General features: G+C 72.8%; 18 protein-coding genes. 12 read left to right on the top strand and 6 right to left on the bottom strand.

What is annotated here, in order from left to right; all coding sequences use genetic code 11:
* Positions 1-14 precede the first annotated feature (14 nt).
* Positions 15-764, bottom strand: coding sequence for a hypothetical protein (locus QYM41_RS04300; protein WP_368798506.1), 750 nt, complete (start codon positions 762-764; stop codon positions 15-17).
* A 263-nt stretch (positions 765-1,027) separates the two neighbouring features.
* On the opposite strand from QYM41_RS04300, the gene sucC reads away from it, so the two are divergent.
* The 9 genes from sucC (at position 1,028) to QYM41_RS04345 (ending at position 11,893) form a co-directional block, all read left to right on the top strand.
* The gene (gene sucC / locus QYM41_RS04305) at positions 1,028-2,197 is read left to right on the top strand and encodes an ADP-forming succinate--CoA ligase subunit beta (protein ID WP_368798507.1); all 1,170 of its coding nucleotides are present in this window, start codon (positions 1,028-1,030) and stop codon (positions 2,195-2,197) included.
* Between the two features lie 39 nt (positions 2,198-2,236).
* Positions 2,237-3,154 (top strand): succinate--CoA ligase subunit alpha, encoded by a 918-nt coding sequence (gene sucD / locus QYM41_RS04310; RefSeq protein WP_368798508.1) that lies wholly within the window; start codon positions 2,237-2,239, stop codon positions 3,152-3,154.
* A 286-nt stretch (positions 3,155-3,440) separates the two neighbouring features.
* Positions 3,441-4,400, top strand: coding sequence for a sugar phosphate isomerase/epimerase family protein (locus QYM41_RS04315; RefSeq protein ID WP_368798509.1), 960 nt, complete (start codon positions 3,441-3,443; stop codon positions 4,398-4,400).
* 41 nt (positions 4,401-4,441) lie between these two features.
* On the top strand, positions 4,442-5,353 hold the full coding sequence (locus tag QYM41_RS04320; RefSeq protein ID WP_368798510.1) for a sugar phosphate isomerase/epimerase family protein: 912 nt from the start codon (positions 4,442-4,444) through the stop codon (positions 5,351-5,353).
* Positions 5,350-6,336 carry a 5-dehydro-2-deoxygluconokinase gene (gene iolC, locus QYM41_RS04325; protein WP_368798511.1) on the top strand — a complete coding sequence of 329 codons (987 nt, stop codon included), beginning with the start codon at positions 5,350-5,352 and terminating at the stop codon, positions 6,334-6,336. Before QYM41_RS04320 ends, iolC begins: the two co-directional genes overlap by 4 nt.
* A complete protein-coding gene (locus QYM41_RS04330) occupies positions 6,333-7,271 on the top strand; it encodes a Cgl0159 family (beta/alpha)8-fold protein (protein WP_368798512.1) in 939 nt (312 codons plus the stop codon). The genes iolC and QYM41_RS04330 overlap by 4 nt, the downstream gene beginning before the upstream one ends.
* Positions 7,268-9,223, top strand: a complete 1,956-nt coding sequence (gene iolD, locus QYM41_RS04335) for a 3D-(3,5/4)-trihydroxycyclohexane-1,2-dione acylhydrolase (decyclizing) (RefSeq protein WP_368798513.1) — start codon at positions 7,268-7,270, stop codon at positions 9,221-9,223. Before QYM41_RS04330 ends, iolD begins: the two co-directional genes overlap by 4 nt.
* An 11-nt stretch (positions 9,224-9,234) precedes the next feature.
* Positions 9,235-10,761: a CoA-acylating methylmalonate-semialdehyde dehydrogenase gene (locus QYM41_RS04340; protein ID WP_368798514.1), complete on the top strand. Its 1,527-nt coding sequence runs from the start codon at positions 9,235-9,237 to the stop codon at positions 10,759-10,761.
* A gap of 94 nt (positions 10,762-10,855) precedes the next feature.
* Positions 10,856-11,893, top strand: coding sequence for a Gfo/Idh/MocA family protein (locus tag QYM41_RS04345; protein WP_368798515.1), 1,038 nt, complete (start codon positions 10,856-10,858; stop codon positions 11,891-11,893).
* 88 nt (positions 11,894-11,981) lie between these two features.
* Here the strand turns inward: QYM41_RS04345 and QYM41_RS04350 are convergent, their stop codons facing one another.
* The gene (locus QYM41_RS04350; RefSeq protein WP_368798516.1) at positions 11,982-12,995 is read right to left on the bottom strand and encodes a LacI family DNA-binding transcriptional regulator; all 1,014 of its coding nucleotides are present in this window, start codon (positions 12,993-12,995) and stop codon (positions 11,982-11,984) included.
* 227 nt (positions 12,996-13,222) lie between these two features.
* Here QYM41_RS04350 and QYM41_RS04355 point away from each other — a divergent pair, with 227 nt between their 5' ends.
* Both QYM41_RS04355 and QYM41_RS04360 read left to right on the top strand, forming a co-directional pair.
* Complete coding sequence (locus tag QYM41_RS04355; protein ID WP_368798518.1) at positions 13,223-14,401, top strand: Gfo/Idh/MocA family protein; 1,179 nt, start codon at positions 13,223-13,225, stop codon at positions 14,399-14,401.
* Positions 14,398-15,405, top strand: a complete 1,008-nt coding sequence (locus QYM41_RS04360) for a sugar phosphate isomerase/epimerase family protein (protein WP_368798519.1) — start codon at positions 14,398-14,400, stop codon at positions 15,403-15,405. Before QYM41_RS04355 ends, QYM41_RS04360 begins: the two co-directional genes overlap by 4 nt.
* Before the next feature lie 116 nt (positions 15,406-15,521).
* On the opposite strand, the gene QYM41_RS04365 is transcribed toward QYM41_RS04360, so the two are convergent.
* From QYM41_RS04365 to QYM41_RS04380, 4 genes are all read right to left on the bottom strand, one after another.
* Positions 15,522-15,914, bottom strand: a complete 393-nt coding sequence (locus QYM41_RS04365) for a tautomerase family protein (protein WP_368798520.1) — start codon at positions 15,912-15,914, stop codon at positions 15,522-15,524.
* Between the two features lie 196 nt (positions 15,915-16,110).
* Positions 16,111-17,475 carry an MFS transporter gene (locus QYM41_RS04370; RefSeq protein WP_438612550.1) on the bottom strand — a complete coding sequence of 455 codons (1,365 nt, stop codon included), beginning with the start codon at positions 17,473-17,475 and terminating at the stop codon, positions 16,111-16,113.
* Between the two features lie 122 nt (positions 17,476-17,597).
* The gene (iolB, locus tag QYM41_RS04375) at positions 17,598-18,515 is read right to left on the bottom strand and encodes a 5-deoxy-glucuronate isomerase (protein WP_368798522.1); all 918 of its coding nucleotides are present in this window, start codon (positions 18,513-18,515) and stop codon (positions 17,598-17,600) included.
* A 134-nt stretch (positions 18,516-18,649) separates the two neighbouring features.
* Complete coding sequence (locus tag QYM41_RS04380; protein ID WP_368798523.1) at positions 18,650-19,390, bottom strand: GntR family transcriptional regulator; 741 nt, start codon at positions 19,388-19,390, stop codon at positions 18,650-18,652.
* 257 nt (positions 19,391-19,647) lie between these two features.
* Between QYM41_RS04380 and QYM41_RS04385 the strand changes: the two genes are divergently transcribed.
* A complete protein-coding gene (locus tag QYM41_RS04385; RefSeq protein WP_368798524.1) occupies positions 19,648-20,700 on the top strand; it encodes a Gfo/Idh/MocA family protein in 1,053 nt (350 codons plus the stop codon).
* Positions 20,701-20,712: the final 12 nt, after the last annotated feature.

Genomic DNA, 20,712 nt, shown 5'->3' on the forward strand with positions numbered 1-20,712 from the left:
GGTGCCGGCCGGGCTCAGACGAAGAGCAGGACCGCGACCGCCGCGGGGGCGGTCCAGCGCAGCGACCGGCCGGTGAGGTTGTGCACCCCGCCCAGCAGGGTGCAGCAGGCCACGGCCGTGGCGACCGAGGCCCAGCCGCCGAGGACCAGGCCGGGCAGCGCGAGCAGCAGTCCCAGGGCGAGTCCGCCCACCGGGGCCGCCCGCGTCCACCGGAGCGGCCGGCGCAGCTCCACGGCCCGCTGCACGCACGTCAGGAACAGGGCGAGCAGCAGGGAGCGGCCCACGTGGTAGACCGCGAAGCCCACCATGCCCAGCCACGCGCCCCCTCCGTAGTCGGCGTAGAGGTCCAGGTAGAGCTGGATCGGCTGGACGCGCCACTCGCCCACGAGGAAGACGGGCAGGATGACGCCGAGCAGCACGGCCAGGACGAACAGGAGGAGGGCGGTGGTGGTCCGCCGGTGGTCGGCCGCGGGGGAGGGGGAGGGTGCCGTGGGCGGCGGCAGTGAAGGGTCCGCCGCACGGTGGCGCAACCAGGCCACCAGGCCGCGCTGGATCCCGAGCCACGCCGCGCCGAGGCAGAGCCAGGCGAACACCTGCCAGCCCAGCGGATAGACCTCGGGGATCCCGCCGGTGACGGTGAGCACGGTGCCGTCGACGACGGCCTCGAGTCCGAGGGACACGAACGCGAAGGTCGCGATCGAGGCGAGGAAGCCGGGATCGGCCGGGGCGAACGCCCGGTTCTCGGGGGGATCGAGAGAGCTCATGGGCTCAGTCAATCAAGAAACGCGGGCCCGCACGTGCGCGTCCCCGGTTGTGGCCGCCGTTTCGGCATGCACTACAGTCTCGTACAGGGAGTGCACCGGTTCCGTCCCGCGCCCGGAACGGCTCCGCGGAACGGGCCGGACGCATCCGCCGGGCCTCGGCCGGGGGGATGCGGGGTGCTCCGTTCACCACCAGGTCGGAGGACGACCCGCGTACTGCCCGGGTCGCCGCCGCCCACGACTTCGACGAAGAAGGGCAATCACCCGTGGACCTGTTCGAATACCAGGCACGCGACCTGTTCGAGAAGCACGGCGTCCCCGTGCTCCAGGGCATCGTTGCGACCACCCCCGAAGAAGCAAGGGCCGCCGCCGAGAAGATCGGCGGGGTCACCGTCGTCAAGGCCCAGGTCAAGGTCGGAGGCCGCGGCAAGGCCGGCGGCGTCAAGGTGGCCAAGAATGCCGACGAGGCCTACGAGTACGCCCAGCAGATCCTCGGCATGGACATCAAGGGCCACACCGTCCACCGGGTCATGATCGCCCAGGGCGCGGACATCGCCGAGGAGTACTACTTCTCGATCCTGCTGGACCGCGCCAACCGCTCGTACCTGGCCATGTGCTCCGTCGAGGGCGGCGTGGAGATCGAGCAGCTCGCCGTCGAGCGGCCCGAGGCCCTCGCGCGCGTCGAGGTCGTCCCGACCGAGGGCATCACCGAGGCCAAGGCCGAGGAGATCGTCCGCGCGGCGAAGTTCGACGACGAGACCGCCGCGAAGGTCGCCCCCGTGCTCGTGAAGCTGTGGGACGTCTTCAAGAAGGAGGACGCCACGCTCGTCGAGGTCAACCCGCTGGTGAAGACCGGCGACGGGCAGGTCATCGCCCTCGACGGCAAGGTCACCCTGGACGAGAACGCGGAGTTCCGCCAGCCGGAGCACGCCGCGCTCGCGGACAAGTCCAGCGCCGATCCTCTCGAGGAGAAGGCCAAGGAGCACGACCTCAACTACGTCAAGCTCGACGGCGAGGTCGGCATCATCGGCAACGGCGCGGGCCTGGTCATGTCGACCCTCGACGTCGTCGCCTACGCCGGCGAGAAGCACGGCAACGTCAAGCCGGCCAACTTCCTGGACATCGGCGGCGGGGCCTCGGCCGAGATCATGGCCGCCGGCCTGGACGTGATCCTCAACGACCCCCAGGTCAAGTCCGTGTTCGTGAACGTCTTCGGCGGCATCACCGCGTGCGACGCCGTGGCCAACGGCATCGTCAAGGCCCTCGAGATCCTTGGGGACGAGGAGGACAAGCCGCTCGTGGTCCGTCTGGACGGCAACAACGTCGAGGAGGGCCGGCGCATCCTCGCCGGGGCCAACCACCCGCTGGTCACCCTCGCCGAGACCATGGACGAGGGTGCGGACAAGGCCGCCGAACTCGCCCACGCCGCCAACTGATCCGCCGACCGGACGACCACTTCTAAGGAACGAACAGCAATGTCTATCTTTTTGAACAAGGACTCCAAGGTCATCGTTCAGGGCATCACCGGCGGCGAGGGCACCAAGCACACCGGCCGCATGCTCGCGGCGGGGACCCAGGTCATGGGCGGCGTCAACGCCCGCAAGGCCGGCACGACCGTGTCCCACCAGGACAAGGACGGCAACAGCGTGGAGCTGCCGGTCTTCGGCACGGTCGCCGAGGCCGTCGAGAAGACCGGGGCGGACGTGTCCATCGTCTTCGTCCCGCCGGCCTTCACGAAGGACGCCGTCATCGAGGCCATCGACGCCGAGGTGCCGCTGGTGGTCGTCATCACCGAGGGCATCCCCGTGCAGGACTCCGCAGAGTTCTGGGCCTACGCGAAGTCGAGGACCGGGGCGGACGGCACGCAGACCACCCGCATCATCGGCCCGAACTGCCCCGGCATCATCACCCCCGGCGAGTCGCTGGTCGGCATCACCCCGGCCAACATCACCGGCAAGGGCAAGATCGGCCTGGTCTCCAAGTCCGGCACCCTGACCTACCAGATGATGTACGAGCTGCGCGACATCGGGTTCACCACCGCCATCGGCATCGGCGGCGACCCGGTCATCGGGACCACCCACATCGACGCCCTCGAGGCGTTCGAGGCGGACCCGGAGACCGAGGCCATCGTGATGATCGGCGAGATCGGCGGCGACGCCGAGGAGCGTGCCGCGGACTTCATCAAGGCCAACGTGTCCAAGCCGGTCGTCGGCTACGTCGCCGGCTTCACCGCCCCGGAGGGCAAGACCATGGGCCACGCCGGCGCCATCGTCTCCGGCTCCTCGGGCACGGCCCAGGCCAAGAAGGAGGCCCTCGAGGCCGCGGGCGTGAAGGTCGGCAAGACGCCGTCCGAGACCGCCCAGCTCATGCGGGAGATCTTCGAGGGCAAGTGACCCAGCGGGCCCCGGCCCGCGGACCCTGCACGCACAGGCCCCGTCCACGCACCGTCGTGGGCGGGGCCTCTGCATGTCCGGTGCGGTGCCTCCGCGTGTCCGGGGCCGGGCCGGTGCGGGGCTCCACGGGGCGCCGGCGGGCGCCGCGCACGGCACGACATGAATAAGACGGTATGTCTTTACAAACTGACCTGATGTCGTATCCTGGTTGTGATCCGGAACACTGATCGACCCGGCGCCCGGCACCCGCCCGGACCGCCGGCCCGGCACCAGAGAGCAGGTCACCATGGCACAGCAGAACACGACCACCCGGACCGCCGACACGGCGGACCGGCAGCAGAACCCCGTGCTCATCGGCACCGCCCCGGACTCGTGGGGCGTGTGGTTCCCCGACGACCCGCAGCAGACGCCGTGGGAGCGCTTCCTCGACGAGGTGGCCGAGGCCGGCTACTCCTGGATCGAGCTCGGCCCCTACGGGTACCTGCCCACCGATCCCGCCCGGCTGGCCGACGAGCTGGCCCAGCGCGACCTCAAGGTCTCCGCCGGCACCGTCTTCACCGCCTTCCACCGGGGCGCCGCCCAGTGGGACGAGGCCTGGGAGCCCGCCCGCCGGGTCGCCGAGCTGACCGCCGCCATGGGCGGCGAGCACATCGTGGTGATCCCGGCCATGTGGCGCGACGACGTCACGGGAGAGGCCCTCGAGAACGAGCACCTGAGCACCGAGCAGTGGAACGCCCTGTGCACGGGCCACGACCGGCTCGGCAAGGTGCTGCGGGAGGAGTACGGCCTGCAGCAGCAGTTCCACTCCCACGCCGACTCCCACGTGTGCGGTCAGCCGGACATCGAGACCTTCCTCCGGCGCACCGACCCCGAGCTGGTCACCCTGTGCCTGGACACCGGCCACGCCGAGTACGGAGGAGCCTCCTCCGTGGACCTGATCCGCAGGTACCCGGAGCGGATCGGCTACCTGCACCTGAAGCAGATCGACCCGGTGGTCCTCGAGCGCGTGCGCCGGGAGAACCTGACCTGGGCCGCGGCCAACCTGGCGGGGGTCATGGTCGAGCCGCCCGCCGGACTGCCCGACCTCGCGGCGGTCATCGCGGAGGTGGAGAAGCTGGACCGGCCGATCTTCGGCATCGTCGAGCAGGACATGTACCCCGTCTCCTCCTTCGACGTCCCCCTGCCCATCGCCACCCGCACGCGCTCCTACCTGCTGGGCTGCGGCTCCCGCACCCGCGTCCGCTGACCCGCGCCACCGACCCGCGCCACCGACCTGGAGACCAGTCCATGAAGATCGCCCTCGATCCCACACCGTTCCACTCGACCCACTCGCTGCTCGAGTTCCCGCGGCTCGCCGCGGACCTGGGCTACGAGTACCTGCAGCTGACGCCGCACCCGGACTTCCTGCCCTTCTTCAACCACCCCAAGGCCGACGACCGGCTCGTCGCGGACCTCCGGGCGGCCTGCCGCGACGCGGGCGTGCAGATCGCCTCCGTGCTGCCGGTGCTCCGCTGGTCCGCCCCGGACCCGGACGCCCGTGAGGCCGCGGTGCGCTACTGGAAACGGGCCATCCGGATGACCGTGGATCTCGGGGTGCAGCAGATGAACACCGAGTTCCAGGGCCGGCCCGAGCTGGCCGAGGAGTCCGAGCGGGCCTTCTACCGCTCGATGGAGGAGCTGCTGCCCCTGATCGAGGCCGAGGGCGTGCACATCGCGATCGACCCGCACCCCGACGACTTCGTGGAGCAGGGCCTGGCCGCCTGGCGGGTGATCCGGGGCGTGAACTCCCCGAACCTCGGTTTCGTCTACGTGGCGCCGCACACCTTCCACATGGAGGACGCCCCGCTGGAGATCATGGCCGCGGTGGGGGACCGGCTGCGCGTCGTCCACGTCGCCGACACCATGGACCACCACCGCTCGCACGGGCTGCGCTACATCACGAACCCGCCGGGCAGCGCGGCCCGCGTCCACCAGCACCTGAGGATCGGCGACGGCGACGTCGACTGGGACGAGTTCTTCGGCGGGCTGGCCGGCAACGGCTTCCTCGACCGGGAGGACTCCGTGATGGTCTCCTCGGTCTTCGCCGAGAACGAGAACGCCACGGAGGTCTCCCGCTACCAGCTGGAGCAGATGACCGAGCGCGCCGCCGCGGCCCGCGACCGGCACCGGAACACGCAGAGGACGGAGGCCCACGCATGAGCTACGACGTCGTGACCCTGGGACGCATCAGCGTCGACATCTACCCCGACGACATCGGCGTCGGCCTCGAGGACGTGACCACGTTCCGCAAGTACCTCGGCGGTTCGCCGTCGAACGTGGCGGTCGCCGCGGCCCGGCACGGCGAGTCGGCCGCGGTGATCACCCGCACCGGCGACGACCCGTTCGGGACCTACCTGCACCGCGAGCTCACCCGCTTCCGCGTGGACGACCGGTTCGTGAGCGCCGTGCCGGGGCTGCAGACCCCCGCCACGTTCTGTGCGATCCAGCCGCCGGAGGACTTCCCGCTGTACTTCTACGGGCGCTTCCCCACGGCCCCGGACCTGCAGATCCGGCCCGAGGAGATCGACCCCGAGGTCGTGCGGGACACGCGCATCCTCTGGTCCACGGTGACGGGCCTGTGCCAGGAGCCGTCCCGCTCCGCCCACCTCGCCGCCCACGAGGCCCGTCCGCGGGAGCGGCTGCGCGCCGACCAGCACACCGTCCTCGACCTCGACTACCGCCCCATGTTCTGGGAGTCCGAGGAGGAGGCCCGGGCGCAGGTCCACGAGCTGCTGCAGCACGTGACCATCGCCATCGGCAACGACAAGGAGTGCGCGGTGGCCGTGGGCGAGGGCACCCCGGACGAGCAGGCCGACCGGCTGCTGGAGGCCGGTGTGCGGATCGCCGTGGTCAAGCTCGGCCCCGAGGGCGTCATGGCCAAGACCCGCGAGGAGCGGGTGGTCTCGGCCCCCGTCCCGGTGGAGACCGTCAACGGCCTCGGTGCCGGGGACTCCTTCGGCGGCGCCTTCTGCCACGGCATCAACCAGGGCTGGAGCCTCGAGCAGGTCCTGGACTACGCCAACGCGTCCGGCGCGATCGTCGCGTCGAGGGTCTCCTGCTCCGACGCCATGCCCACCCCCGACGAGGTCTTCCAGCTGCTGCGCGAGCGCGGCCGCGCCGTACCCGAAGGAGCCACCCGATGACCACCACGACCCCCCTCGAGCTCGACACGGCGAACCCCCGCCGCTACGAGCACCTGACCAGGATCCGGCTCGAGGACCCGCGCGCCGTCCAGCGCGCCGCCGACTCCCGCCGCCGCCACCCCGGGCCCGTGCACGGACGGCAGAACTTCGTCGTGGCCGCGGACCACGCGGCCCGCGGCGCGCTGAAGGTGCGCGACGAGCACGACGCCATGGCCGACCGGCGCAGCCTGCTCGACCGGCTGCAGATCGCCCTGGCGGACCCCCGGGTCGACGGTGTGCTCGCCTCCCCGGACGTGCTCGACGACCTGCTGCTGCTCGGCGCCCTCGAGGGCAAGCTGGTCTTCGGCTCCATGAACCGCGGCGGGCTGCCCGGGCTGGTCAACGAGATCGACGACCGCTTCACCGGCCACACCGCCGAGGCGCTGGACCGGATCGGCGCCGACGGCGGCAAGATGCTCACCCGCATCTGCTTCGAGGACCCGAACACCACCTCGGTCCTGGAGAACACCGCCAAGGCGGTCGACTCCCTGGCCGCGCTGGGCCTGATCGCCATGGTCGAGCCCTTCGTCTCCCGGACCACCGGCCGCGGCATCGTCAACGACCTCTCGGCCGAGGCCGTGATCCAGTCCGTGGCCATCGCCCAGGGCCTGGGCGGGACCTCCGCGCACACGTGGATGAAGCTGCCCGTGGTCGAGGACATGGAGCGCGTGATGGCCGCCACCACGCTGCCCACGGTCCTGCTGGGCGGGGACCCCAGCGGCCGGCCCGACGAGGTCTTCGCGACCTGGGAGGCCGCGCTCGCCCTGCCCGGCGTGCAGGGCCTGACCGTGGGCCGCACCCTGCTCTACCCCGAGGACGGCGACGTCGCCGGGGCCGTGGCCACCGCCGCGTCCCTGCTCAAGGGCCACCCGGTCGAGGAAGGAGCCGCCCGATGAGCACGCGCACCCTCTCCGTCTCCCAGGCGCTCGTGGAGTTCCTCGCCAACCAGTGGACCGTGGACCGGATCGACGGGCAGGAGTACCGGCAGCGCACGATCCCGGGCATGTTCGGCATCTTCGGCCACGGCAACGTGGCCGGGGTGGGCCAGGCGCTGCGGCAGTACCAGGGGCAGGACCCCGCCCTGATGCCCTACTACCAGGGCCGCAACGAGCAGGCGCAGGTGCACCAGGCCGTCGGCTACGCCCGGCACACCCGCCGCCGGGCCACCTTCGCGGTGTCCACGTCCATCGGGCCCGGCGCCACCAACATGGTGACCGGCGCCGCCCTGGCCACCACGAACCGGCTGCCCGCGCTGCTGTTCCCCTCGGACCAGTTCGCCTCCCGGCGGCCGGACCCGGTGCTCCAGCAGCTCGAGCGCCCCGACGCCAACGACATCACCGTCAACGACGTCTTCCGCCCGGTCAGCCGCTACTTCGACCGCGTCTGGCGCCCCGAGCAGCTCTTCTCCGCGCTGCTCAACGGCATGCGGGTGCTCACGGACCCGGCCGAGACCGGTGCCGTGACCATCGCCCTGCCGCAGGACGTGCAGGCGGAGCCGCTCGAGGTGCCCGAGGAGTTCCTCGCGCCCCGCGAGTGGCGGATCCGCCGCCCCGCCCCGGAGGAGGAGGACGTCCGCGCGGCCGTCGCGGCCATCCGCGCCGCCGAGCGTCCCGTGGTCATCGCCGGCGGCGGCGTCCACTACGCCTTCGCCACCGAGGCGCTGCGCGAGTTCGCGGAGGCCACCGGCATCCCGGTCGCCTACACCCAGGCAGGGGTGGGGGTCCTGGACTGGGACCACCCGCTGTGCCTCGGGGCCGTCGGCTCCACCGGGTCCACGGCGTCCAACGCCGTGGTGGCCGAGGCCGACCTGGTCATCGGCATCGGCACCCGGTACGAGGACTTCACCACCGCCTCCCGCACGGCGTTCCAGCACCCGGACGTGCGCTTCGTCAACATCAACGTGGCCGCGTTCGACGCCTACAAGCAGGGCACCGCCGTGCCGGTCGTGGCCGACGCCCGGAAGACCCTCGTGGAGCTCACGCACGCGCTCGGCGGGTACCGGGCCGGCGCGGACCTCGCGGCCACCGTGGAGGCCGAGAAGCGGCGCTGGGACGCGACCGTGGACGCGGCGTTCGCCGAGCGGCACCTACCGCTGCCCAGCCAGAACGAGATCATCGGGGCGGTCAACGAGGCCATGGACGACCGTGACGTCGTCGTGTGCGCCGCCGGCTCGCTGCCCGGGGACCTGCACAAGATGTGGCGCGTCAAGGACCCGTACGGCTACCACGTCGAGTACGCGTTCTCGTGCATGGGCTACGAGATCGCCGGCGGCCTGGGCGTCAAGCGCGCCGTCGTGGCCGAGGCCGAGCGGGCCGGCGCGCCGCAGGACGCGCGGGACGTCGTCGTCATGGTCGGGGACGGCTCGTACCTGATGATGCACACCGAGCTCGTCACGGCCGTGGCCGAGGGGCTCAAGCTCGTGGTGGTGCTCATCCAGAACCACGGCTACGCCTCGATCGGCGCCCTGTCCGAGCAGCTGGGCTCCCAGCGCTTCGGCACGAAGTACCGCTACCTCGACGGGGAGCGGCACAGCTTCGACGACGGCTCCACGCTGCCGATCGACCTCGCCACCAACGCCGAGTCCCTCGGGGTGCGCGTGCTGCGGGTCGAGCCCGGCGAGGGCGTGATCGACCGGCTGAAGGACGCCGTCGCGCAGGCGAAGGCCGTGCCGGAGGGCTCCGGTCCCGTGCTCGTGCACGTGGAGTCGGACCCGCTGATCGACGCGCCCAGCTCCGAGTCCTGGTGGGACGTGCCCGTCACGGGCACCGCCACGCTCGAGTCCACGAACGAGGCCTACGAGGTCTACCAGCAGCACAAGGCCCGGCAGCGTCCGCTGCTCGGCAACTGAAGGAGAACACCATGACCCAGCAGACCCAGCAGCAGACCCAGCACGTCGAGCACTTCATCGACGGGGCGCGCACGCCCGGCACCGGGGAGCGCACCCAGGAGATCTACAACCCCGCGACCGGTGAGGTGTCCGGCATCCTGCACCTGGCCTCCGAGGAGGACCTGCAGGCCACGGTGGCCGCGGCCCGCAAGGCCGCCGACTCGTGGGGGGACGTGTCCCTGGCCAAGCGCACCGCCGTGCTGTTCAAGTTCCGGGAGCTCGTGGCCGCCCACACCGACGACCTCGCCGCCCTGATCACGGCCGAGCACGGCAAGGTGCTCTCCGACGCCAAGGGCGAGGTGGGCCGCGGCCTCGAGGTCGTCGAGTTCGCCTGCGGGATCGCCGAGCAGCTCAAGGGGGAGTTCTCCGACCAGTTCTCCACCGGCATCGACGTCTACTCCTTCCGCCAGCCCCTCGGGGTGGTCGCGGGCATCACCCCGTTCAACTTCCCCGTCATGGTGCCACTGTGGATGGCCCCGGTCGCGATCGCCACCGGCAACGCGTTCATCCTCAAGCCCTCCGAGCGGGACCCCTCCCCGTCCCTGCTGATCGCCGAGCTGTGGAAGCAGGCCGGTCTGCCGGACGGTGTCTTCCAGGTCCTGCACGGCGGCAAGGAGGCCGTGGACGGGCTGCTGACCCACCCGGACGTGGACGGCATCTCCTTCGTGGGCTCCACCCCGATCGCCCAGTACGTGCACGAGACCGCCACCAAGCACGGCAAGCGCGTCCAGGCCCTCGGCGGGGCCAAGAACCACGCGATCGTGCTGCCGGACGCCGACATGGACTCCGCGGCCGACAACCTCACCGCGGCCGCCTTCGGCTCCGCCGGGGAGCGCTGCATGGCCGTCTCGGTGGCCGTGGCCGTCGGCGAGGCCGCGGACGCGCTGGTGGACAAGCTCGCGGAGCGGGCCAAGGACATCACCGTGGGCAACGGCATGGACGCCTCCTCGGACATGGGCCCGGTCATCACCCCCGCCTCCCGGGACCGGGTCGTGCGGATCGTCACCGCCGCCGAGGAGGCCGGCGCGGCCGTCGTCGTCGACGGCCGGGACCTGATCGTGGCCGACCACGAGGACGGCTTCTTCGTCGGCCCCACCGTCCTGGACAGGGTGCGCCAGGACATGGAGGCCTACGAGGAGGAGATCTTCGGGCCCGTGCTGGTCGTCCTGCGCGTGGACAGCCTGGAGGAGGGCATCGAGGTCATCAACGCCAACCCCTACGGCAACGGCACCGCGATCTTCACCTCCTCCGGGGCCTACGCCCGCCAGTTCAAGCGGCAGGTGACCGTGGGCATGATCGGGGTCAACGTCCCGATCCCGGTGCCCGTGGCCTGGCACTCCTTCGGCGGCTGGAAGGCCTCGCTGTTCGGCGACCACCACATCTACGGTCCCGACGGCGTGCGCTTCTACACCCGCGGCAAGGCCGTCACCGAGCGGTGGCCCGAGCCGCACCACGCCTCCGGGGCGTCCTTCGCGTTCCCGTCCTCCGGCGACCACTGATCCGCACCACCCCGGCTCCCGCCGGTCCCGGACCGGCGGGAGCCCTCCCGCACACCCGGCCCCCCGGGGCCACTCACAGATCACGGAGACCACCATGAACAACCCGTTGCGCGTAGCCGTCGTCGGAGCCGGCCGCATGGGCGCCGACCACATCGAGCGGATCCACCGCCGGATCAACGGCGCCGAGATCGCCGCCGTCGTCGACATCGACCGGGCCCGGGCCGAGGCCGCCATCGCCCACATCCCGGGCGCGGTCGCCCACACGGACTTCCAGGAGGTGCTGGACCGGGACGACATCGACGCCGCCCTCATCGCCACGCCCGGCTCCCTGCACGAGCAGGTGCTGCTGTCCGCCATCGAGCACGGGCTGCCCACCCTGTGCGAGAAGCCGCTGACCCCGGACGCCGAGTCCTCCTGGCGGGTGGTCGAGGCGGAGGCCGCCGCCGGCCGGCAGCTGATCCAGGTCGGCTTCATGCGCCGCTTCGACGCGGGCTACCTCTCCCTGCGCCGGATGATCGAGGAGAAGGCCTACGGGGAGCTGCTGACCCTGCACCACCAGCACCGCAACCCGACCACCCCGCCCGGGTTCACCAACGAGATGATCATCAACGACTCCGTGGTGCACGAGTTCGACGCCGTGCGCTTCTTCACCGGCGAGGAGATCACCTCGGTCCAGGTCCGGATCGGGCGCTCCACCCGCAATGCCCCGGAGGGCCAGAGGGACCCGCAGCTGGTGCTCCTGGAGACCGAGTCCGGGATCCTCGCCCAGGTCGAGGCCTACGTCAACGCGCAGTTCGGCTACCAGGTCGCCACCCAGGCCTCCTTCGAGACCGGCGTCGTCGGGATCGGCGGCGACACCGAGCCCTACGTCCGCACCGCCGGGACCTGGGGCGGGCAGGTGACCCCCGGGTTCGAGGAGCGCTTCGCCGAGGCCTACGACCGCGAGATCCAGGCGTGGGTCGACGCGGCGGCCGACGGGCGGATCGGTGGTCCCTCCGCCTGGGACGGCTACGCCACGGCGGCGTGCTGCGAGGCCGGCGTCCGGGCGCAGGCCACCGGGGAGATCGTGCCCGTGCAGATGCAGCCGAAGCCGGAGCTCTACCGCACGGCGGAGGTCCCGGCCCGCGCCTGAGCGGTGGACCGGGGCGGGGCGCGGCGGGGCAACGGTCCTGCCGCGCCCCGCCGCATTCCCCCGGCGGAGCGGCCGCCGGGCTGCTCCGTCATCCTGCCGCGCCCGGTGCGGCCGTGGACCCGCGCACGACCAGCTCCGGCGCGAGCAGGAGCGGCGGGGCCGCGCCCGGGCTCCCGCCGATCCGGGCCATGAGCCGCTCGGCGGCCACGGCCCCGATCTGCGCGCTGCGGCTGTCCACGGTGGTCAGCCGCAGCAGGTGGGTGGAGGCGATGGGAGAGTCGTCGTAGCCCACCACGGAGAGGTCCTGCGGCACGCGCAGCCCGCGCTCGCCGGCGGCCGCGAGCGCCCCCATGGCCATGGTGTCGTTGGCGGCGAGGACCGCCGTGGTCCCCGGCGCGGTGTCGAGCAGGCGCACCGCGGCGACATATCCGTCCTCCTCCGTGGTGGCGCCGTGGCCGGCGACGACCAGCGGCTCGAGACCCGCCGCGGTCATCGCCGCCGCGTAGCCCTCCGCCCGCAGACGGGCCGCCCCGCCGCCGCCCGTCAGGTGCCCGATCCGGCGGTGACCGAGACCGACGAGGTGCTCCGTCGCCCCCCGGGCGCCCAGCCGGTCGTCGGTCGCGACGACGTCGGCCCCCGGCACCACGCCCTCCCGGTGGCCGGCCACCACGACGGGCAGCCCCTCCGGCACGCGCATGGCCGCCGTCGGCTCGGTGGCGATCACCAGGCCGTCGACGCGCATCGACAGGAATCCGTCCAGCGGGTGGGCCTCCACGTGGGCGTTGAGGGTGTGGTCGGCCACCGCGATCCGCAGCCCGTGCGGGGCCAGGCCCTCCTGCAGACCGCGCAGCAGCTCCACGAACCAGAGGTTCCGGTAGTCGTCGATGACGACCCCGACGGTGCGCGTCGTGGCGCCGGCCAGTGTCGCGGCCGCCTGGCTGGGGCGGTAGCCCAGCTCCTCCACGGCCGCGAGCACGGCCGCCCGCCGGGCCTCGGACACGCTGGGCGAGCCGCGCAGCACCAGCGACACGAGGGACTTGGAGACACCCGCCGTCCGGGCGACGTCGTAGATGGTGGGCCGGCGCGGCGGGTCGGAGGTCACCACAGCATTGTGCCTCCGCAATGTGTCCTGACAAACCTCTTGACCTCCGGCACGCGTGCTCCTACGCTCGTTGGAGCGCTCCAAAACCCGCCGCGTCCTCCGCGGTGCGGCTGTCCGGCACCGCCGCCGCCCTCCGGCCGGAGCGCCCGCCGTCCCCGCTCGACCCCCGCGGCGTCCCCGCCCTTCCACGGGTCCCCATCCGTCCACACCTCTGTCAGGAGAAGAACATGACCGACAGCATCGGCATCGCCGTCATCGGCGCCGGCATGGCCGGGCAGGCCCACGCCGCGGCCTACCGCGTGGCGCCCACCCTCTACGACCCCGTCCTGCCCCCGCTGCGCTACGCCGCCATCGGGGACGTCAACGAGGCGCTGGGCGGGCACGTGGCCCGTCGCTACGGCTACGAGAAGGCCGTGGGATCCTGGGAGGCGATCGCGGAGGACCCGGCGATCGACGTGGTCAGCGTCGTGATCGCCAACCGCTTCCACCGCCGGGTCGTCGAGGGCCTGCTCGAGGCCGGCAAGCACGTGCTGTGCGAGAAGCCGCTCAGCGACACCCTCGAGGACGCCCGCGCCATGGCCCGGTCCGCCGAGCAGGCGGACGCCGTCGCCCGGATCGGCTTCACCTTCCGGCGCACCCCCGGCATCGCCGCGATCCGCGACCTGATCCAGGGCGGGACGCTGGGGAAGGTGCTGCACTTCAGCGGCCGGTACTGGACCGACTACGGCGTGAACCCCAAGGCGCCCATGAGCTGGCGCTACCAGGGCGCTCCCGGCTCCGGTGCCCTGGCCGACGTCGGCAGCCACCTGTCCTACGTCGCGGAGTTCCTCTGCGGGGACATCGCCTCCGTGTCCGGCGGGCGGCTGGTCACCACGATCACCGAGCGTCCCGTCCCGCTGGGTGCGGTGACCGGTCACGACCTCGTCGAGGTCAGCGACGTCCACGAGCCGGTGGAGAACGACGACTACGCCTCCTACTCCGCGGAGTTCGCCTCCGGCGCCGGGGTCCTGGAGGTCTCCCGGGTGGCGGCGGGCCACCCGAACACCCTGACCTTCGAGGTGTTCTGCGAGAGGGGCGCCGCCCGGTTCAGCCAGCTGCGTCCGGCCGAGATCGAGCTGTTCCTCACCGACGGACCGGAGGCCACCAACGGCTACCGCACGGTCAACCTCGGCCCCGGCCACGCCTACCTCGGTGGCGGACTGGCCATGGACGCCCCCGGCGTCGGGTTCGGCCAGAACGACGCCTTCGGCTACCAGGCACGGGCCTTCCTGGAGGAGGTCGCCGGTCTCGACGAGTCCGTCTCCCTGCCCCGCAACGCCTCCTTCGCCGAGGGCGTGCACAACATGGAAATCCTCGAGGCGGCCGTGGAGTCCGCCACGAACCACGGAAAGAAGGTCCTCCTGTGAAGCTCGGCGTCTACAACGCGATCCTGCACGACCGCTCCCTGCCCGAGGCGCTGGAGGTCGTCGCCGGCCTGGGCCTGACCGGCATCGAGATCAACACCGGGGGATTCCTCCCGGCCGTCCACGTCCCCGACATGGACCAGATCCTCGTCAGCGACGCCGCCCGCGACGACTACCTGGGGCTCTTCGAGGGCACCGGCGTCTCGATCGCCGGCCTGAACTGCAACGGCAACCCGCTGCACCCGAAGCGGGCGATCGGCGAGAAGCACGCCGAGGACATCCGCCGCTCCATCCGGCTCGCCGAGCGCCTGGGCCAGGACCGGGTGGTGACCATGTCCGGGCTGCCCGGCGGGGAGCCCGGGGCCACCGTGCCCCACTGGATCGTCAACGCCTGGAACTCCGCGGCCCTGGACGTGCTCGACCACCAGTGGGGGATCGTCGCGGACTTCTGGCGGGAGACCGACCGGCTGGCCGCCGACCACGGGGTGAAGGTGGCCCTGGAGCTGCACCCGCAGAACGTGGTGTTCAACACCGCCGACGTCCGCAAGCTCATCGACCTGACCGGGGCCACCCACGTGGGGGTGGAGCTGGACGCCTCGCACCTGTTCTGGCAGCAGATGGACCCGGTCGCCGTGGTGCGCGAGCTCGGCCCGCTGGTGCTCCACGCCGCGGCCAAGGACGTCCGGATCAACAAGGACAACGCCGCGCTCTACGGTGTCCTGGACAACAGCTTCCGTCGGCTCTCCCCCGAGGAGGAGCGCACCAACCTCGGCGGCGACGAGTGGGCCAACGAGTGGCCCGAGGACTCCGCCTGGGACTTCGTGGCGCTGGGACGGGGCCACGACACCGCCTACTGGGCGGAGTTCCTCACCGCGCTGCACGAGGTCGACCCGGACATGGCGGTCAACATCGAGCACGAGGACGTGTCCCTGGGGCGGATCGAGGGGCTCGAGATCGCCGCCGCCGTCCTGAAGGACGCCGCCGCGTCCGTCGACGCCCTGCGCTGACCACGGCTGCCCCTCCGGCGGGTCCCCTCCGGCGCCGGAGGGGACCCGCCTGCGCTCCGGAGCTGCCGCCGCGGCCCTCCGCCCCGGAGCCGGCCGCGGAACGGAGGGCCGTGCGGCTAGAGCTCTCCGGTGAGGAACTGGGCGGTGCCCAGGCCGAAGGACCAGTCCTCCCGGGTGTTCTCGGTGACGGAGACGATGAGGTCCTGCGGGTCCAGCCCGGTGCGCTCCTCGAGACGGTCGGCCAGGGCCCGGTACATGGCCTGCTTCTGGGCCTCGCTGCGGCCCTGCTGGATGACCTGGACGACCACGAGGTCGTCGGTGCGGGTGTAGCCCAGCCCGGTGTCCTCGGCGATGATCTGGCCGGGCCTGTGCTCGGTGATGATCTGGTACCGGTCCCGTGCCGGGGCGGCGAAGGTGTCCAGCATGACGTCCTGGACGGTGTCGGCGAGCTCGCGGAGCTGGGCGGGGGAGCGGCGGTCCTGGGTGACGTCGATGCGCACGAGGGGCATGGTCGGAACCTTTCGATCGGTGCGGGAGGGCGGGCCGGCCCGGTGGGCGCCCGGCGGGTGGGCCGGAGGTCGAGCATCCCGGCACGATCATTTGACCATATGTTAGGACATATGGAAAGAGGGCGGAGCAGCCGATGATGCCCCGCACGGTGCAGCCCCGGCCGGTGGTGCCGCTCCTCGGCGGCGGTGCCGCGCGTCAGGGCCGGCGCCGGGTCCGTGCCCTCCCGGGCGGGCGCCCGGTGACGTGAGCCGCCGCTGTCGCAGGCAGTCGCAGTGCCCCGAGCAGGGGCAGCAGCAGCAGCGCGGCCATGAGGACGAAGGCGGCGCGGTACGGGAACAGCTCGCCGGCTCCGGGGAGCCCCTCCGCGGCGGTCGCGGACAGCTGCAGGGCGAGGGCGCCCACGGCGATGCCCAGTCCCGTGGCCAGCTGCGCGCCGGTCGCGGAGAGGGTGGTGGCCGAGGAGAGCTGCTCCGGCGCCACGTCGGCGAACTGCAGCGAGGTGTAGGCGGTGAACCCGACGGAGCGCAGCGCCCCGCTGAGCACCAGCAGGGCCGTGACCAGCCACAGGGGCGTCCCGTCGGTGAGCAGCACGAACGCCCCGAGGCATGCCGCGCCACCGGCCACGGAGCCGATCAGCACGGCGCGGAACCCGAACCGGCGCAGCAGCGGGGTGGTGGCCGGCTTGACGCCCACGTTGCCCGCGAACACGGCCGTGACCAGCAGCCCGGCCTCCACGGGGGAGCGGCCGAAGCCGTCCTGGAGCAGCAGCGGGAGCAGGAACGGCACCGAGCTGACGACCGCGCGGCAGACGAGGCCGCCCGAGTTCGCCGCCCGGTAGCCGGCGACCCGGTACACCCGCAGGTCCAGCAGGGGGCTCCTGGTGCGCAGCAGCCACCGGACGGCGAGGGCCCCGCTGAGCGCCGCGGCGCCCAGCAGGCCGGCGGCGAGGCCGGCCCACCGCGGGTCGGGGACCAGTTCCAGGGCGGCGACCAGGGCGAACACCGCGAGCGTGCACCACAGCAGGCCGGGGACGTCGAGCGGCCGGGGCTCGGTCGTGGTGTCGCGGACGAGCCACAGCGCCGCCACGAGGGCCGCCGCGCCCACCGGGACGTTGAGCAGGAAGATCCAGTGCCAGCTCGCCCAGGACGTCAGCAGCCCGCCCAGCAGCGGGGCCAGCACGGGCGCGAGCAGTGCGGGCCAGGTGAGCCAGGCGATCGTGCGCAGCAGATCCCGCCGGTCCGTGGCGCGCAGGACGACAAGCTGCCCGACCGGGACCATCAGCGCGCCGCCGAGCCCCTGCAGGGCCCGTGCGGCGACCAGGGCCGCCAGGCTGCCGCTCGCCGCGCACAGGATCGAGGCGAGCGTGAAGACGACGACGGACGTGCAGAACACCCGCCGCGGGCCGAAGCGCCCGGCCAGCCACCCGCCCACGGGGATGAACGTGGCCACGGTGACGAGGTAGACGGTCATCGTGAGCCCGACCTCGGCGCTCCCGACGCCGAGGTCGGCCGCGATGCGCGGAGCCGCCGTGACCAGGATCGTGCCGTCGAGGTGCTCCATGAACAGCACCGACGCCACCAGCAGGGCGAGCCCGCGGCTCCACGGGCGGACGGCGCCGCGCGTCCCGCCGTCCCCGGGGTGCCCCCGGGGGCGGTCGCCCGGCCCGGCCGGGGCGGGCCCGCTCAGCGGCCGAAGGGCAGCCGCGGGTCGACCGCCGACTCGTCCCAGGTGCGGCGGATCCAGCCGTGGTGGGGGTCGTCGCTGATGAGCCACTCCCGCACCCGGCCCGGGCCGGCCATGACGTTGAGGTAGTAGAGGTCGTAGCCGGGGGTCGCCATGGCGGGCCCGTGCCAGCCGTAGGGCACCAGGACGACGTCGCCGGAGCGCACCTCCGCGCTGACGTCGATGGGCCGCTCGTCCGAGGCGTAGACGCGCTGGTACCCCATGGGGTCGGTGCCCTCGCCCTCCGGGGCCGGCATGCCCTCGGCCAGCTGCGTCTCGAAGTAGTAGATCTCCTCGAGGGCGGTCTCGCCGTCCTTCTCCTCGTCGTGCTTGTGCGGCGGGTAGGAGGACCAGTTGCCCGCCGGGGTGAGCACCTCGCACACGATGAACCGGTCGGCCTCCAGGGCCGCGGGCGTCCCGAAGTTGTGCACCTGCCGGGAGCAGCTGCCGGCGCCGCGCAGCTCCACCGGGATCTCCTCGCGGCGCACGAGCCGGGTCGGGTGCTCCGCACGGGCCGGAGCGGAGGCCACGGCCACCCGCCCCCCGGTCGCGGTGGAGATGCTGAGGTCCCGGCGGACCCCCGTGTAGAGGACGTCAGTGGGGCCCGCGAAGACGGACGGGCGCCCGGCGAGGTCGTAGCTCCGCCCGCCGGTCTCCGCCGTGAAGCCGCCCGCGAGGGGCACCACGATGCGCTCCTCCTCGGCGGCGTCCAGGCTGATCCGCTCGCCCGGGCCCAGGTCGGCCACACGCAGCCCGGTGTGGGCCCAGCCGGGGACCTCGGTCGCGGAGTCGTGGCCGCCCAGGGAGACGAACCAGCCGTCCTGGGCGGCGGAGTCCTTGGGGTGGACCCAGTCGGGGCGGGAGCTGTCGGTGTGCATGGGTCGCTGTGCCTTCCGGTGTCGTCGTCGTGCGTGGTCTCGTGCGGTGGTCTCGGGCCGTGGGACCGTGGGGCCACCACGTGCGGTGGTCCCGGCCCGTGGTCCGGTCCGCTGGTTCCGTGCGGGGCCCGCGCTCAGCGCTGGACGAGGGTGAGCTCGAACGTGTACTTGTCGGCCCGGTACACGTGCCGGCCGGTCTCCACCTGGCGGCCGAGGTCGTCCATGGCCGTGCGGTGCATGCTGACCAGCGCGGCGCCGGGCTCCACGCCCAGCTGCTCCGCCTGGAACGCGTCGGCGGAGACGGCGCCCACGCGCTGGTGGGCCAGCTGGAAGTTCACGCCCTGCCCGCGCATCAGGGCGTACAGGCCCTGCTCCTCGAGCTGCTCGCGGGTGAGCTCGCACAGCGAGGTCGGGATCCAGTTCTCCATGAGGGCCAGCGGCTCGTCGTCCGTGCTGCGCCGGCGCACGAGGTGGTAGACCTCGTCGCCCGGGGCGATGCCGAGCAGGAGGGCCACCTCGTCGTCAGCGGGCACGCGGGCGAAGTCCAGCACCGTCGTGCTGGGCCGGCCTCCGCTGCGCTGGAGGTCCTCGTGCAGGCTCGTCAGCTCGAGGGAGCGGCGGATCTGGCTGCCCACCACCTGGGTGCCGACCCCCCGCTTGCGCACCAGCAGCCCGGCGCGGACCAGCTGGTCCATGGCCTTGCGCATGGTCGGGCGGGAGAGGTTGAGCCGCTGCGCGAGGTCGATCTCGTTGTCCAGCTTGGTCCCCGGGGGCAGCTCGCCGCTGCGGATCGCGTCCTCGAGGCCCTGGGCCACCTGGTGGTAGAGGGGCACGGGGGAGGACTTGTCGACCGTGAGGTGGAGCGGGCCGGACATGGGGACCTCCGAAGGGCTGGGACGGACGGGGACGACTGCGGACTCCTCCCATTGTGGACGCTTGAATGTGTATATGTCCATACATTCTATTGACATTTGTGGTGCGCCTCACCCACTCTGGTCCGCGAGCCGAGTCCCCGGACAGCGTCCGCGCAGTGTCCGGGACAGCGCCCGGGCGGTGTCCGGACGTCGCCCGGGGCGCAGTGCCGTGCCCGGGACCGGTGCCGCACCCTCGCCCGGCGAAAGGAAACCCTGACATGAGCCTCCGGATCGGACTGATCGGCGCCGGGCGCATCGGCGCGATGCACGCCGCGAACCTCGCCGCCCTGCGCACGCCCGAGGGCGAGCCCGCGGTGCGGCTGAGCATCACCGACGCCGTGCCCGACCAGGCGGCGGCCGTGGCCGCCCGCACGGGGGCGAGCACGCGCCCCACGCTCCGGGCGCTGCTCGACGCCGGGGTGGAGGGCCTCGTGATCGCGACCGGCACGGCCACCCACCCGGAGCTGATCCGGGCCGGGCTCGAAGCCGGGCTGCCGGTCTTCTGCGAGAAGCCCGTGGCCCTGTCCGTGGCCGAGGCGCTGCCCCTGCTGGAGGAGATCGAGCGCGGCCAGGGCGTGGTGCAGATCGGGCACCAGCGCCGCTTCGACCCCGGATACGTCCGGGCCCGGCAGATGTACACCGCGGGGGAGCTGGGCCGGCTGCACGTGGTGCGCGCGGTGACCGCCGACATGACCCCGCCGCCGGTCGAGTTCCTCGCGACCTCGGGCGGGCTGTTCCGGGACTGCTCCGTGCACGACGTCGACGTGCTCCGGTGGATCACGGGCCGCGAGGTCGTGGAGGTGTACGCCCGGGGGTCCAACACCGGGGACCCGCGGATCGGCGAGGTCGGCGACGTCGACACCGCGCTCGCGGTGCTGAGCCTCGACGACGGCACGCTGGCCACCGTCTCCGCGACGCGCTACAACGGTGCGGGCCACGACGTGCGGCTCGAGCTGCAGGGCTCGAAGGGCTCCGTGGCCGTGGGCCTGGACGACCACCTGGCCATGCGCTCGGCCGAGCCCGGTGCGGACTTCCCGGCCGGGCCGCCCCACACCACCTTCCACGAGCGCTTCGCCGAGGCCTACCGCCGCGAGATGGCCGCGTTCGTGCGAGTGGTGCGCGGGGAGATCCCGAGTCCCTGCACGGCCCGCGACGCGGTGGCGGCGTCACGGGTGGCCGACGCCGCCCAGCTCTCGCTCGAGACCGGCGCCGCCGTCCGGGTGGAGCCGCTCGGGGCCGGCGCCTGGCCGGCGCCGGCGGGCGGGCGCTGAGCCGCGCCCGCG

This window comes from Kocuria oxytropis (genome assembly GCF_040981195.1).
GTDB classification, from domain to species: Bacteria; Actinomycetota; Actinomycetes; order Actinomycetales; family Micrococcaceae; genus Kocuria; species Kocuria oxytropis.

Coding starts and splice junctions, on each gene's coding strand:
- QYM41_RS04340 (WP_368798514.1), top strand. CDS start 9,235: ATGACCCAGCAGACCCAGCAGCAGACCCAGCACGTCGAGCACTTCATC.
- QYM41_RS04380 (WP_368798523.1), bottom strand. CDS start 19,390: ATGTCCGGCCCGCTCCACCTCACGGTCGACAAGTCCTCCCCCGTGCCC.
- QYM41_RS04365 (WP_368798520.1), bottom strand. CDS start 15,914: ATGCCCCTCGTGCGCATCGACGTCACCCAGGACCGCCGCTCCCCCGCC.
- QYM41_RS04315 (WP_368798509.1), top strand. CDS start 3,441: ATGGCACAGCAGAACACGACCACCCGGACCGCCGACACGGCGGACCGG.
- QYM41_RS04330 (WP_368798512.1), top strand. CDS start 6,333: ATGACCACCACGACCCCCCTCGAGCTCGACACGGCGAACCCCCGCCGC.
- QYM41_RS04370 (WP_438612550.1), bottom strand. CDS start 17,475: ATGGAGCACCTCGACGGCACGATCCTGGTCACGGCGGCTCCGCGCATC.
- QYM41_RS04320 (WP_368798510.1), top strand. CDS start 4,442: ATGAAGATCGCCCTCGATCCCACACCGTTCCACTCGACCCACTCGCTG.
- iolB (WP_368798522.1), bottom strand. CDS start 18,515: ATGCACACCGACAGCTCCCGCCCCGACTGGGTCCACCCCAAGGACTCC.
- QYM41_RS04300 (WP_368798506.1), bottom strand. CDS start 764: ATGAGCTCTCTCGATCCCCCCGAGAACCGGGCGTTCGCCCCGGCCGAT.
- QYM41_RS04385 (WP_368798524.1), top strand. CDS start 19,648: ATGAGCCTCCGGATCGGACTGATCGGCGCCGGGCGCATCGGCGCGATG.
- sucD (WP_368798508.1), top strand. CDS start 2,237: ATGTCTATCTTTTTGAACAAGGACTCCAAGGTCATCGTTCAGGGCATC.
- iolC (WP_368798511.1), top strand. CDS start 5,350: ATGAGCTACGACGTCGTGACCCTGGGACGCATCAGCGTCGACATCTAC.
- QYM41_RS04355 (WP_368798518.1), top strand. CDS start 13,223: ATGACCGACAGCATCGGCATCGCCGTCATCGGCGCCGGCATGGCCGGG.
- QYM41_RS04345 (WP_368798515.1), top strand. CDS start 10,856: ATGAACAACCCGTTGCGCGTAGCCGTCGTCGGAGCCGGCCGCATGGGC.
- iolD (WP_368798513.1), top strand. CDS start 7,268: ATGAGCACGCGCACCCTCTCCGTCTCCCAGGCGCTCGTGGAGTTCCTC.